This is a genomic window from Virgibacillus proomii (assembly GCF_018916875.1).
GTDB lineage: Bacteria > Bacillota > Bacilli > Bacillales > Amphibacillaceae > Virgibacillus > Virgibacillus proomii_B.
This window is the reverse complement of sequence record NZ_JAHLNO010000004.1, coordinates 446,151-461,262: the sequence shown is the minus strand read 5'-3', so window position 1 is coordinate 461,262 and position 15,112 is coordinate 446,151. Positions and strand designations below refer to the sequence as shown.

The following is a 15,112-nucleotide window of genomic DNA, read 5'->3' as shown; positions in this document are numbered from 1 at the left end:
AGTTTTTATAAACAAAAGTTAAAAACCCAATAATTTATGGATTATCTTAGATTCAACTTCCCCTAAATTTAGCGCCTTTCTATTAAAATCAGAAAGTTTCCCAACCTTACTTTCCAGCCACACTCTAATAATTTCACGTATTAAATATTCACCACTGTTACTATTCGTAAGGACAACTAATCCAGTATTCATCTTAGGCAGTAAAATAAATCGAGATCGCCATCCCCTATTAATTCCACCGTGTAGGAGAACTTTATTTGCCTTTGGTATTGTTACGATTTGGTACCCTAGACCATAAGGTATTACTCTATCAATTCTTTTTTGCATTAGTAGTAAACTATCACTTGTTATCACATTAGGCCCTATTCTCTGCTTTGCAGTATCATGATGTGCCTTTAAAAATAGGGCTAAATCAAAGATTGTAGTTCGAAGACCCGCCGCAGCCTGTTCAATAAAACGGTAATTAGATAACGGTTTACTATTACCTCTACCATATCCCACTGCTGCCCTTCCAATTAATGATTGATCCCATATAAATGTACTGCTTCTCATTCCTAAAGGATGAAATATCTCATCTTCCATAAATGAATGGAAAGTTTTACCTGTTACTTCTTCAATGAGCAATTGAAGGATTGTATAACCACCTCCTGAATAGTTAGCATTCTTACCAGGTTCATGCTTAATTTTTAATCTATTAATTCCGAGGAAACCAGATAAAGATTCTTTTAGAGTTTTTAACTTTTTGTTAGGGTGGACCCCTAGATAACCGGAAACGGAAAGGCCGGCAGTATGAGATAAAATACGTCTAATCGTTACTTCATTGAGACTATATTTTGACCGCGGGAATTGCCACCTTGAAATATAATTCATTACAGGTTGATCTAATTGGATTTTCCCTTGTTCAACGAGTTTCAATATCCCCCAAGCTGTCACGATCTTGGAAAGAGAGCCTACCTGAAAGACTGTATTTCCTTCTACTTTTTTTCCTGTATTTTTATTGGCGAATCCTAGTGTTTTCACCCAATTTTCTCCATCTTCCATTATGGCTATAGCCATACCTGGGACATTATACTTTTCCATTAGTACTGGTAATAATTCTGAGATTTTTTCCTGCATTAGATTATGTTGTACCATCTTCATACTAGAATCCTTTGTCATTTAAATAGCCTATCTAATTCTATTTGTGACAGACTAATTGTATCGAAGTCAGTAGGGGTAAACTCTATTTCTTTATTGTTAGCACAATAATCCATGACAGTTTTAATCGCGTTTATATACGTTGACAAAAACCCCTGAATGAATTTACTACTAAACAATCCTTTGCTATATTGTATTTTAATCTCCATGACTTCGTTGATGATCATTACTGTTATATCCATCAAACACGTCATATGATTAGCTTTGGAAATGTCTTCTCCTATAACATCCGTTGCTATTGTGAAAAAATTATTCCGAGCCTGAGAAAAGTCTCCTAAATAGTTGAATCGAACCAATTTATTCTTTGTTTTATCGTCAATAACATTACTTAGTTGGGTCAGAACTCCATAATCTAAACCGTTATTAGGTACATTTCTAATTTGATCTTTGACTGATTTTATTTGCGAATTTAGTTCTAATTGGTTGAATTCTAGCAAAATAGGATACATAGCCGTAAACCATCCAACTGTCCGCGATACATCTACTTCATCAAACAAATCTTCTCTTCCATGGCCTTCCAATTCGATTAAAATTTTATTGTCACCAGTATATTCATTTAATGTTCTTGCCAGAGCACATATTAGCAATTCGTTTGTCTTGGTACCAAACGCTTTATTAGCAACACCCATCAGTAGTGCGGTATCATCCTTATTCAAGTATTCTTTTTCATTACTAATTTTTACTTCCTCATTTGTATGAAGTTTAACCATATCTATAAGTGGCAGTTTTTTTATAGATGTTAACATGTCGTCCCAATAATTTTGTGAAGCATAGAATTCTTTTTGTTTATTCTCTAAAACCCTGGACCATTCTTTAATGGAATCTGTTTTTGGTGGTAATTCGATTTCAGCATTGTTTATTAAGGATTGGTATACAGTCACCAAATCTTCTAAGAGAATTCTCCAAGATACACCATCTATAACTAAATGATGAGCAGTTATTAATAAGTAATCCTCATGTCGATCTCCCATACTAAAATAAACTGCCCTTATTAGTAAATCCTTTTCGAGATCAAAGCTAGATTTCACTTTTTCCCCAATATAGTTCATATGATGTAATGCCTCTTCCTTCGTGAAAGAATCTAGCTGATAAAATAGAATTTCGTGCTCCATCTTTAGATGTTCCTGATTATAAAACATTTGTTTTCTTGATAAATCGACATTTATTCTAAGACCATCATGATGCCGAATTAAATGATTAAAGGTTAGCTGTAACTTTTCTATATTTACTTTGCTATTAAACTTTAATACTAGTGATTGATTCCAATGGTGGATTACACTAAAGTTTTGTCTAAAGAACCATGCTGCTATCGGAGTATTTCCTATTTCTCCTTCTACCGGCTTCATCAACGTATGTTTTCTTTTTATTAAAGTAGTTTTTTCTATTAAATCACGTATTCTTGGAGTAGACATAATATTCTTAACATTTAACCTTATTCCCACATTATTTAGCTTGGTGGAAATCTGTATGGCTTTTATTGAGTCCCCACCCAAATGAAAGAAATTATCCTCCAGTGTAATGGAATTCTGATTTAATATTTCCTGCAGAACTTCTATTACTTCCAAAGTCGTTCCATTCATTATGGAGTTATTATGTTCTCTGTCTACATTTTTACTAGTTAGAGGAAGAGCGTCTTTATTAATCTTCCCATTTCTTGTTAAAGGTATTGTATCCACTCGTATTATTTGGTGCGGCATCATATATAAAGGGAGATATTCTAATAAATAACTTCGAACGCGATTTTCTTCTAAGTTTATTGGTGACTTATAATAGGCATACAATATTTTGTTTCCTTTAGTATTGGTTCTAGTAACAATGTAAGCATCCTCAATTCCCTCATGTCTCATCATGAGAGATTCAATTTCTTTAATTTCTATTCGATAACCATTTATTTTTACCTGGCTATCTATCCTTCCCATATATATAATATTTCCATCTAATAAAACTTTACCTAAATCCCCCGTTCTGTATAATCTTTCCCCTTTTATCAAAGGATGAGGAATAAAACTACTGTTTGTCAGACGTTCATTAGAAATATAGCCGCTTGAAAGGCCTTTACCTGATATATATATTTCGCCTATTGCACCGTGAGGAACAAGTTCCCGATCATTATTAAGCACATAAATAGTTACATTAGAAATTGGTTTGCCAATAGGCACAGAACCTTGATTTTCCTCTTGGTTATATTTATATATCATACATCCAACGGTCGCTTCCGTAGGTCCATACTCATTGTAAATAGTTATTTGGTTATCAAAGTTGTTAGAAATCGTTCTGGCTAGTCTTTCCTTTATGTCATCTCCGCCTACTATTAACCTTTTAAGCTTAGATTTAGATTTCTTAATATGTTGTATTGCGGATAAGTGAGCTGGAGTTAACTTTAATATATCTACTTTATTTTCCTTTAGAATTATATCTAAGATAAACTCATCGTAATTATATTCGTTATAAATGATAATCTTATTTCCATTTATTAATGGAACGAAGATTGATGTAACAGTTAGATCAAAGGCAAGTGAGGTAAAACATCCAAAGGATTCATCTTGATGATTAATATAAGTGTTCTTAGCCCAACATATATAGTTAAGAAGATTTACGTTATTAATCATGGCTCCTTTTGGATTCCCGGTTGACCCTGAAGTGTAAATTGTATAAACCATATCATTTGGCTCATTTATCAATGGTAGGTTTGTTTCAAACTCCAAGCTAACCTCTTCATTTAATATATTAGGTAAATATAAAATCTCTATATTTTCGTGAATAAAATTGTATTCATCCGTTAGAAGCAAGGTTGTATTAGAATTATGAATCATATAATGAACCCGTTCATTCGGTGTATCAGGATCAATAGGTAAATAGGCACTTCCAGACTTTAAAATTCCCCATATTCCAATAATCATATCAATGGAATGCTGTACCTTAATTCCAATAAGATTATTCCTACCTATTCCTTTTCCCCTTAGCAATTTTGCTAAGTAATTGGCTTTCTGATTTAATTCTTTATACGTTAGATATTTCCCATTATATTCCAACGAGATATTATTAGGCGTTTTTTTAACCTGATTTTCAAAAAGTTCCACAACAGTCAAATCCTCGGGAACAGATAATTTACTCGTATTATTAGAAATTAATGATTGCTTCTCATGTGGGGGCAGTATCTCTAACTCAGAAATCTTATGTAATGGTCTAGATGTTAGTTGTTTCATTAAAAAATTAATACGATTGAAGATGTAGTCAATCTCTTCTGAAGAATAGTCGTCCGTCTTATAATCGAAATCTAAAGATAATCTTCCATCTTCTTGCCAATCTTTAATAACAATTTGCAAAGAATCTTGTTGACATCCACTGTAATATTCAAATAACTCTACCAAGTCTCCATCAATCTTTTTTAAGATTTCCTTATTATAATAATTGACAGATATGTTGAAGAGACCATCTAAACCTACCTTATCAAAACCTAAATCATTTAATAAGATATTATATGGATACCTTTGGTGTAGGTAACATTTAAATAATTCTTTATGTACCCTATCGATAAAATTAATCCTGGATTCTTTTGGATCAATATCCGAACGGAACGGAATCGTACTTGTGAACATGCCAAATATGTTTTTTTGTTTTTTTCCAGAGCGATTGAAAACAGGAGTTCCTATTGTAATGTCTTCCTTTTGATAAAACTTATGGAGATAAATGATGATAATTGCTATAAACAAAGAACTAATGGAGCATTTTCTTTCCTTAACTAATTTTATTATTTGTTCTGTTAAATCTCTTTCTAAAATAAACGTTTTTCTGTCCCCTTCTAGGTTTGTGGAGAAACTGTGTTTTGGTAAAATATCTACATCCTTCAGTTTTTCTAACCAAAAATCCCTGTCTTTATTAAATCTTGTAGATGATAGATATTCTTCCTCTTTTTTAATATATTCTAAGTAAGAATTTGTACTTTTAACTTCATAATCTTCGCCATTTTTTATCTTAAGATAGACTTCCCAAATTCTATCTACCATAGAGCTAGTTGACCAACCATCTGTTATTATATGATGGAATTTAAAAAAGAAACCTTGCTTACTAGTTGTTTTGACTAGTGTGAAGGTATATAATTTGTTTTCATAAATATCTATTGGTATTTTAGCTTCACTGTTGGCCCATTGATTGTATTCGAAATCATTTTCACTAAAATCCTGGAAAGTTATTTTTTCGTCTTCGTAAGGTTTCACAAATTGAAAGCAAGTACCGCTTTTTTCAATTAGCCTAATTCTAATTCCATCATTATTCTGGATAAAGAGTTGTATCGATTTTTCTAAAACACTGAAATCAACTTCCCCTGTTAATAAAGATGCTCCCACAATATTATGTAGCGAGGTTGCCGGATACACCTTTTCTACCGTCCAAATTCTTCGTTGAGGATGAGTTAAAGAATAATAATTTTCTTTCAAATTAAACACCTTCTTAGAGTAACGTAATGTTTTTTTGATATAAATCTTCACTGTTCTCTATGACATCTTCTTCTTTTTGCCTAATAAGTGTCAGTTTCTTAATTAATCTATCTAGCAGGCTCTCCTGAAAATTAATGGAGGCCTTTAAAGCTAAATTTGAAGCCATGTTCCAATTTTTCGCTAAATTATAATACCTCTTTTGTATTTTTTCAAAATCTGGAACGTCTTTTGCCAGATACTCTAAAAAATAGGAATAGGAATAATGTAAGTTTGCTATATTTGAAAGATCTCGATGGATTTTATACCATTCTTTTTCTTTAGACTCTCTTATTCCCATATTTTTCTTTAATGATTCCATTAAAAGGTTTATAGAATTCAATCCAACTTCGATTTCATTTATTTTATTATCAAGTTTTATCCTCTCATATTCTTCTTTATTTATATTTCCTCTTAGAAATCGATTATTCTTATTGACCACTTCAAACATTTCTTCTTTTTTGGGAATTTTTGCATTTAATAAAGAAAAATAAGTATATTCCAAAGATGTAGTTGAATTCTCTGTTAAAGAAATATTTAAAGCATTTAATAAATGTTCGAAGGAAAGTTGACCAGTATACCTAAATACATTGTCGATTATGGTGAAACTTTTGTCTTGCTGGTCAATTATTGTAACGCAGTGACTTCCATGCATCTTTTTATAATACTTATTGTAAGGTAATTCAAACACGTCAACGTATACAATTATAGGCTCATCTTTTTTTAGAAAGTCGCAAATTTCTTTTGATAGCAAATTAGGATTCTCTTGTCTGCAAGTTTTTACTGTCACCCCATTAACTAGCCAAAATTCTTCTTCCATCTTCATGTAATTACCCTTAATTTGGCCGAAGCTATCTCCTTTTGTTTTTATGTACATAAGTCCACACTGCTTCCATAGGGTGCTATAGTATTTATATCCTTTATAATCAAGCAGACTATTAATTGCTAAATTTGCACAATCAAGACCAGTTGTTTTCTGATTAATCATGACGGAGTTCATTGTATTAAATCTCCCTCCCCTCCCAAAAAACTATCATAAAAATAGTATTTTAAGTTAGACACTCGAACATATAATTTAGTTATAATTAGTATAAATGATTTAGAATTTTCACTCATCTAAATGTGAGATATGCTAAGCGTATCCCAACGATTAAGAATTTGGGTAAACGTCTTCATGATGAGATTGCTTTTAAGTTGAACTGCGGATATCTAGTTTCAGATAACATTCCTTCCGAAGCTTCTTATTCCCGGCTTGTAAAATGACGTTCCATTAGCCGAACTAGGTGCCGAGGTTCCTCAAGACCCAAAATGGGCGTGAAAAAGAACTCAGAAGGGAAGAATGTCTATTGATTTGGCTACAAAGGACACTTAGCCGTTGGCACATCTAGTCAATACATTTTACAATCTCTCTTCTCACCCGGAAGTTTAAATGATGGAAAGGCAGCTATCCATTACTTAAGGGTCTTCCTCTTCCATTTTTGCGCTATCAAACCATGGATGCTGGTTATGATTATGAGCCAATATACGAACAGGTGCATCAAATGGAACAACAATCCGTGATTGCATATAACAAGCGAAACGAAGGAGAGCCAATAGGGTTTGATAAACACTTTGCCCTAACCTGTTTTCTCGATAAATCCTACCGTTATGACAGTTTTGATCCTAAATATGAAACATTGAAATACACAAGACCAAAAGAATGTAGTGACTGTCCTTTGGCCAACTAAGGTATTTGTCAATAGGTTTATAAAGTCAACATAACGCAAGATCTTCGAAAGTATACCGCACCAGCTCGTGGATCTCAAGCACGGAAAAACACTTTCAAACGCCGTATCTCTGAGCTGTTTTGAAAGTTCCTTCCAAGAATTTGTAGGCTGTCAGTTTCTTTATGTACTGATCGATATCCGAAACGTTGATCACGTTTAAAAATTTCTGTTCATCAAGAATGTTTAATAGTTCATTTATTGTGGATTTTGTGGTATTCTTGTCCATATGCTGCTCCTTATAATGGGATTTGGACAGAACTACCTATTCCTCTTAATAAGGGGTTTTTTAATGGATTTAAAGCATTTTATTCCTATAACTCCCAATATTCCGCAAACAATTTTATAGAGCGAGAGTGCTTGACAAACTATAATTTTATTTATGCAATACTAGTAATTAACTACAAAACAATAATACACTAAATTGAATGACTTTTCAACACTTTATGAATTAATTAAATTTTATTTATATTTTTTCTCCTTGTTATTCTATTTTTCGACATTTTTTGACAAGGAAATTTAAAATAAATATTACGATATAATTAAGTCTCAATAATACTCCCCTACTTTTGCAGCACCTATAATAATCACATAACTCGAAACCGTTGATAGTATTAATGGTTTCGGGTATTTTTATTATATTTTTTTGTCAAATATAAGTAAATTAATATGGAGTAATATAGTATAATATAGGTATTACAAGGCTTTTGATATCGTGAGGGAAGTCATATGTATCTTCGAAAAATGAAAAATAAAAAAACTGGGAAGAATATATTTATTAATAGTACATAGCTACCGTGATAAGGTCACTAAAACAACCCGATCAAAAACATTAAATCTCTTGGTTACCTAGACGATTTGGAAAAGCAATATGAGGACCCCATTACCTTTTTTACAGAAGAAATCCAACGAATGAATAAGCAACAGGACATGGATTGTTCACCCATTACTTTCAGTATTGACAAAGGAGAACGCATTCAAACCGATGGGATAAACCGTAAAAATTTGGGCTATGCGAAACTGAGCAAGATCTATCATGAACTTGGTATTCATACCTTTCTGATTAATAGGCAGCGCCACCCAAAAATGATTACGATGCCAACAGCATTATGAAGCTGCTTGTGTTTGCGCGACTGCTTTACCCTGCATCCAAAAGGAAAACATATGAGAACAAAGAAATATTTTTTAAGAAAATGGTCTTTTCATTAGATGACCTCTATCGTTGTCTTTCCTTTTTCCATAAACATAAGGACACTCTTCAACTATGGATTCATGAATGAATCAAGAAACAGCAGGGTCGCGACACAAGCCTAGTCTACTATGATTTGACGAATTATTATTTTGAAATCGATGAACAAGATAAATTAAGAAGAAAAGGGGTTTTCAAAGAACACCCTCCCGATCCCATCGTACAAATGGGGTTGTTCATGGATACAGATGGCATTCCCATTTCATATGGACTCTATACAGGAAACACGCTAGATAAACAAACATTGATTCCAATGCTTGGAAAAAACAACCGTTGTCGCAGATAAAGGAGCCTACCACTGGAGATAATTTCTGGTATACCCTCTCGGCCAAAAATGGATATATCCTAAGTTATTCCATCTGTGGCGCAAACAAGAAATTCAAAGATTATGTACTTGATCAAACTGGTTATCGTTCTATCGGGGAAGATTTCAAAATAAAATCTAGGCTCTATCCAAAAGAGATTACAGTGACCGCAAAAAGTTAGATGAAAAACAAGTCATTTTTTACAGTAGAAAATATGATTTGAAAGCAAAATCTGATCGTGCAGCCGCACTAGAAAAAGCTTAGGATCTTATTACCAATCCTTCGAAATATAAAAGAGCAACAGCGTTCGGAGCTTCCAAATATGTGAAAAAGTTAATGTTTGATTCCAAAACTGGCGAGATACTTGACAGTGCAAAACATTCGTTGCATTTTGATGAGGAAAGTTGAGAAGGAAGAAGAATTGGATGGCTACTACGCCATTATAACCAGTGAATATCAGGAATCCGATGAACGGATTGTCGAACTGTACAGGGGACTGTAGAAAATTGAAGTATCTTTTAAGTAACAAAAAGTGATTTAGAAAGCAGACCGGTCTATCTTTCAAGGCAAGAACACATCGAAGCTCATTTCTTAACTTGTTTTGTATCGCTTGTCATCGCAAGATTATTAGAGCACCAATTGAAGGGGAAGTACTCCATTACTGCCATACTTGATAGTCTAAGGAAGGTGTCCTATAGCCATATACAGGAAAATTATTATCTGTTTGATTATTATGATAAGGTGTTGGCTGAAATCGAAAAGGAATTGGAAATTGGTTTAGGAAAAAAATGCTTGTCATTAGGAGAAATTAAAAAAAATTAGGGATCTTCAAAAAAGGGTGAATCACACTACAACTTTTCGACAAATAAAAACAGCCAAAAACCCTACATTCATGGGAGTTCAAGGCTGTTTTTTAATCACTTTAACTGCAAAAATCAGAGTATAATTTACTCATTATTATTGGACAATCCTGCCCAGTTAGTTTAAGTGTTTTTCTTCACAAACTACATATTTCATTTCAATTATTTCTATAAATTCAGTACACTGAACTACTTAATTAAGTAAGTCCTTTACACAAGAAACACGCCTTTAGATAAAAAATCCAAAAAGGTAAAGCTTCGCAACTTTTTTACAAACGTCGCGACTTTATTTTAAATCCACAGCTGATGGTATATAACATCATCTACGCACCGGATAACTCACTGATAAATACGGAAATAGATACTTATTGTGATATCCTATCGGCATCTGGTGCGTATGCGATGCGTTATGACGTACTATTGCATGGAATGTTACACGGTATGCGAATCTTATATGAAATGATATAAGCATAAATGCCGGCACGGAATGTTAAACCGTGTAAATGTACGTATTATGTACGTATCTCATGCTGTATGTTGTGTGAATTGCGGGGCGCGAGTTATTGGTGCCCATCTGATGTCTATATAAATATCACACGATATACGTATGCTATACGACATATTGTAAACACATAGGTTATGTGCATCAGATGAATGATGGCGTGCGTATATCCTATGCGTAATTTACGTTACGGTATGCATAAAATAAGGAGTGTTGTACCACATGCATAAATAATTAGATATTTCGTGCGTATAGTATTCGGTACATTGTGCAGTATATGATAGATATGGATTGTTATTCGCAACCTCGTTCTCTTTTTTTATTCAGCAGACAAACCCGTCTCACCTTTCAAAACCAGACAGTTATCGCCTGACGCACCGAAATACCGGACCATACTCTCATGCCGAGTTTTAGTATATTCGCTTTGCTTTATTAAGCAAGGGGAAAAGATCAATTTGTAAATAATGGGTTATCTTCAACCATATTTTTCTTATTAGTTAGCTACGTCCCCCCAACGATAAGAGAACGCCTATAAATAATATAATAGGAACCCTGCGTCGAGGCCCCTTGGTTGATCTTTATAATGCCCTAGATTCGTCGCCTAGGACTTCGTTGTATCTATTTATATATTAGCAAATCCTCTAATTTATTGTCACGGAAAACGTAACATTTTTTTCATTTTGCTGGTCGATGTACGGTTTTAATTTCTTACTCTAATCAGTTTACTTTTTGAAATTCCTGTCATAGCTTCTACTTCTTTATAAGAATAACTTTATAGCAAATTCATAGCGTGTTCTCTTTGTTGCCTGGAAAATTTTTTTGGTATGACTTCTCTAATGATAAGAGTGAAATTTAATTGTTCCAAATCTTATTTCGACGTAATACCATCATGTGACATAAATCAGAAATAGTATTACATAGTATGATTACATGATAGTAATAAATAATTTCTATTTTATTTCATATGACATATTTTTATCTCATGATACGGAATATGGAGAGGTTTTTTATTATCACTTTATATTAAGAAGTAATATTACATAATATGTAATAGATAATTGTATACGTATTCTATATACAACAATCGCAAAACCATTTCCTGCTGCATCATACGTAATACTTTATCATTCTTCACCTTTTGTGTGCCGGAGTAGTAATTATATGACATATCTTCCTGACACTTTATGATGATTTCTTCACCTGTTTATAGGCACCTATTATTCACCCCAATTCCATAATAGGTAATATTTTATGCAAACCCCATCCTGTTCAAACTTCCTGTTACTTCGCCCTATTACATAATACGTAATACACTTTCATTCAATTAATGATAGAATCGACACGCTGCACGTTATTTTAAAATTTTACGTTTCTTCAAAACCTTTTATAGAAACCTACGCGCTCTACCCGTGTGATATTAATAAATTAATAGATAGCGTTAATCGCAGTCGTGTCGCTATTTTTTCTTTTCAGATTAGATAACGCCAATCCCCTATCAGAAGGATGGGTATCTATCGCCACAGCTGGAACTGTGGTCGATTTTTTTATTATATGATTTCACTAGCGTCGCATTAAAATACTTAAACCCATTATGCCAGAATTTTTTAAAAGTGGAATGGGGCGAAAGCTCTTCGACCACGATGTACCGGGGCTCACACCAACACTAAACGACGTACGCATCGAGATGCACCGAGCGAATAGCTTGAAAGGCCGATGAGCTAAATCTAAAAGAGAAGGAACTAAAACTGAAAGAAAAAGAGCCTAGCCTCATCAGCAAAGGCTTGATAAAAGATAATCGTAAAGACCGATAAACCTCACAGCCTGTCGGTCTTTTTCGTGATTACCTGGTACTATTACATCTTACGTAATACATGTTATGTTACAGACTTCAGTATATTTAAATCAAAGACTTTGTTAATTAGTCACAGGGATAAAAATAGATACCCGCGTCTTTCTTTGTATTTAACATAAAGTCTTTATCATTAAGGGCTGATCTAATTACTCCCACCAGTAAAGATCTACTAAACATAACCTTTCAGAAATCGTTGCGCATTTCGAGTGAGCAACGAATCGGCAATGCACGATTAATCGAAAAGACCGATAGGGTACCTAGCTCTCACCGGCTGTTGGTCTTTTTTTGTTACGGAAGCCTCTTTCATAAATGTATTACATATTACGTAATATCTTATTGTAACTGGCAGAACAAAGACGCCCCTAGTCAGAGTCGTCTATCATTCCGCACCGTTATTTTTCCATTTCATCCAGCAGCACTACAATCGCGATATTTAGGAAAAACGTCTTGAACCCCATTCTTATTTACTGCTTCGTTCGTTAATTAGGGACTGCTGAATAATTATAAATCCTTTAATCTCATGTGACCGATGAAGCGAAGGCGGAAACAGCCGAGATGTTCCAGAAGTACATGAAATTTTGACTTGGGATATTCAAAGGGTATTCAATTCCAGATTTGGACATGAAAAAGCCCTCTCTGCTTTATAAGAGCAAAGAGGGAAAACCCTTGGTATATAAGGTTTATTCTTCACTACGCTCTTTTTTTAAATCAAAATACGTATCCATAATTTTTGTGCCAATCTTATGGTTAATAGCATTTCCCCTACTAGGTGATGTATTAGGAACCATTATCGCAAACGCTACTTCAGGATCATCATATGGTGCGTAGCCGATTAAGGACAAGTTCTCCGTTTCAGCAAGTTGTTTACCATCCTGATAAATTGCATTTTGCGCCGTACCTGTTTTTCCTGCTGGTTTATAATCCTTACCAGACCAATGTAAGTACCCCGTACCTCCTTGAGCTTGAAAAACTTGCTTAAATCCTTCTTGTACACGTTTAATATACGACTGTTTCATTTCAATTCGGTTTAATACGTCTGTATCTTCACTTCGATATACTTTTCCTAGTTGTTTATCAGAACGACCAGGTTCACGAATTTCTTTTAAAAAGCGCGGGCGCACGCGATAACCATCATTCGCAATGGTGGAAACATATTGTGCTAATTGCATCGTCGTATACGTGTCATATTGGCCGATAGCTTGGTCCATTAAAAGCCCCGCTCTAGGAAGTGAAGGACCTTGATAACCAACACTTTCATAAGGGAAATCGATACCGGTTTTTACTCCTAAACCAAATTGTTGAAAATAATTTCGCATTTCCTGCCAAGCAGCTGGATTAAAACTTGCTTTTCCACTATTTGGAAATGGATAACGATTTTCTCCCCCCATTTTCAGTGCAATATAAAACATATACACGTTAGAGGACCGTTTTAATGCAGTAACATCATTAACTGCACCAATACTGCTACTGTATGATCCTTTTATTGGTGTACCTTTAATCTTTATTGGCCGGTCAACGAAAACTTGTCCTGGTGAAATCGTTCCCGACTCAAAGCCAGCTAACACAGTTGCTCCCTTTACTACCGACCCGGGACGATTCCCGTCGGAAATGGTCTTAATCGCAGCATCTTTATACTTATTACCGTCTCTCGTTTGACCGCTGACAGCTAAAAGTTCCCCAGTTTTAGGATTCATGACAACTGCAAGTGCGTCTTTTAGATATGGATTCATTGGTACCGCCGCTTTTAACTCTTCCCGAACAATTTTATCTACTTCCTTCTGAAATTCCATATCGATGGTTAATACAAGATCTTTTCCTCGGCTGCCTTCAACTACTGTTTTGGTGCCGACAACTTCTCCGGACTTTGATGTCGTATATTGTATTTGCTCTTTACGACCACGAAGGATATCTTCATAATATTCCTCCAGTCCACTTTTTCCTACTCGATCATTACGGCTATAGCCTCTTGTTAGAAAATATTCCTCTTTATCAGCTGGAATACCTTGTTCTTGAGAAGTAATCGATCCAAGCAAACTTTTAATTGAATTTTTAAAAGGATAATCTCTATTCCAGTCGGTTGTAGCGTTTATTCCCGGAAGCTCAGCTAAATGCTCAGAAACTTGAGCATATTCTTCCGCAGTTACATCTTCATTTTTGACAATCTGCGGTGTTAAGGAGTATGCCTTGTCCAACTCTTTTTTTATCGCAATAACTTCTAACTGTTGTTTGGAAAAATGAGCTACTTCATCTTTCGTAATCCGATTTAAAATTGTTTTATATTGTTTCGCATTATCTAGCTCAGCTGCTTCTTTCTTTGATAACCGGCTATCTGCTTCTTTATTATTTTTCAAATACCAGTATTCTTTTTTATCACGTTCAGTAATAGTGTCTAAATATTCTTCACTATCCATCGAGATAAATTTAGCAAGCTTCTCTGCCAATTCTAAACGATCTTCCGCTTGTGTTCCTTTTGGTGGTGTATACGTAATGGAATATAATGGCTTATTATCGACAACAACTTGATGATTGCTGTCATAAATTTTCCCCCTAGGCACAGGAACCTTTGTCGTATCTTTCACTGTTCGATTAATTTCTTCTTGATATTCTTCACCATTTAATATTTGCACGATACCTAGTTGCAAAATCAGTACAGCAAACATTAGAAAAATGATAAAAAATAATATGTTAACACGGAAGGGAAGTTGTTCCTTTTTCTTTTTTTTCCTCATATTCTCTCCCCCAAATAATGTTACAGTTTACCATGCTTTATTTACCCCACACCTAAGAACCGTATGATTCTCTTTTCATACAGTCAATCTTTATGGAGGTAACGGTGACCTAAATATCCGATTCGTTTAAAGGCCTTTAGGTCATACCCTTGTAGTACTAACATTCCATGAAAAAAAGAGTAC

Annotated in this window: 4 protein-coding genes and 3 pseudogenes; 2 read left to right on the top strand and 5 right to left on the bottom strand. The window is 34.2% G+C overall.

The genetic code is table 11. From position 1 onward, the window contains the following. Positions 1–18 precede the first annotated feature (18 nt). From KQI21_RS03430 to KQI21_RS03420, 3 genes are read right to left on the bottom strand one after another with little or no spacing between them, the layout of a single operon-like run. Positions 19–1,140: a serine hydrolase domain-containing protein gene (locus KQI21_RS03430; protein WP_216482622.1), complete on the bottom strand. Its 1,122-nt coding sequence runs from the start codon at positions 1,138–1,140 to the stop codon at positions 19–21. 14 nt (positions 1,141–1,154) lie between these two features. After that, positions 1,155–5,633, bottom strand: coding sequence for a non-ribosomal peptide synthetase (locus tag KQI21_RS03425; RefSeq protein ID WP_216482621.1), 4,479 nt, complete (start codon positions 5,631–5,633; stop codon positions 1,155–1,157). 13 nt (positions 5,634–5,646) lie between these two features. After that, complete coding sequence (locus KQI21_RS03420) at positions 5,647–6,669, bottom strand: BtrH N-terminal domain-containing protein (protein WP_216482620.1); 1,023 nt, start codon at positions 6,667–6,669, stop codon at positions 5,647–5,649. A 122-nt stretch (positions 6,670–6,791) separates the two neighbouring features. On the opposite strand from KQI21_RS03420, the pseudogene KQI21_RS03415 reads away from it, so the two are divergent. Further along, positions 6,792–7,501: pseudogene (locus KQI21_RS03415) on the top strand (transposase); the annotation flags it as partial. 660 nt (positions 7,502–8,161) lie between these two features. Then, positions 8,162–9,828 (top strand): annotated as a pseudogene (locus KQI21_RS17025) (IS1634 family transposase). A gap of 1,220 nt (positions 9,829–11,048) precedes the next feature. On the opposite strand, the pseudogene KQI21_RS15985 reads toward KQI21_RS17025, so the two are convergent. Together KQI21_RS15985 and KQI21_RS03400 are read right to left on the bottom strand one after the other, a co-directional pair. Continuing rightward, positions 11,049–11,117: pseudogene (locus tag KQI21_RS15985) on the bottom strand (recombinase family protein); the annotation flags it as partial. A 1,763-nt stretch (positions 11,118–12,880) separates the two neighbouring features. Further along, positions 12,881–14,929: a peptidoglycan D,D-transpeptidase FtsI family protein gene (locus KQI21_RS03400; RefSeq protein WP_216482619.1), complete on the bottom strand. Its 2,049-nt coding sequence runs from the start codon at positions 14,927–14,929 to the stop codon at positions 12,881–12,883. Between the last annotated feature and the right edge of the window lie 183 nt (positions 14,930–15,112).

Bases quoted from the DNA above. Each gene is read 5' to 3' on its own strand.
- KQI21_RS03430 (WP_216482622.1), bottom strand. From the start codon at position 1,140: ATGAAGATGGTACAACATAATCTAATGCAGGAAAAAATCTCAGAATTA.
- KQI21_RS03420 (WP_216482620.1), bottom strand. From the start codon at position 6,669: ATGAACTCCGTCATGATTAATCAGAAAACAACTGGTCTTGATTGTGCA.
- KQI21_RS03400 (WP_216482619.1), bottom strand. From the start codon at position 14,929: ATGAGGAAAAAAAAGAAAAAGGAACAACTTCCCTTCCGTGTTAACATA.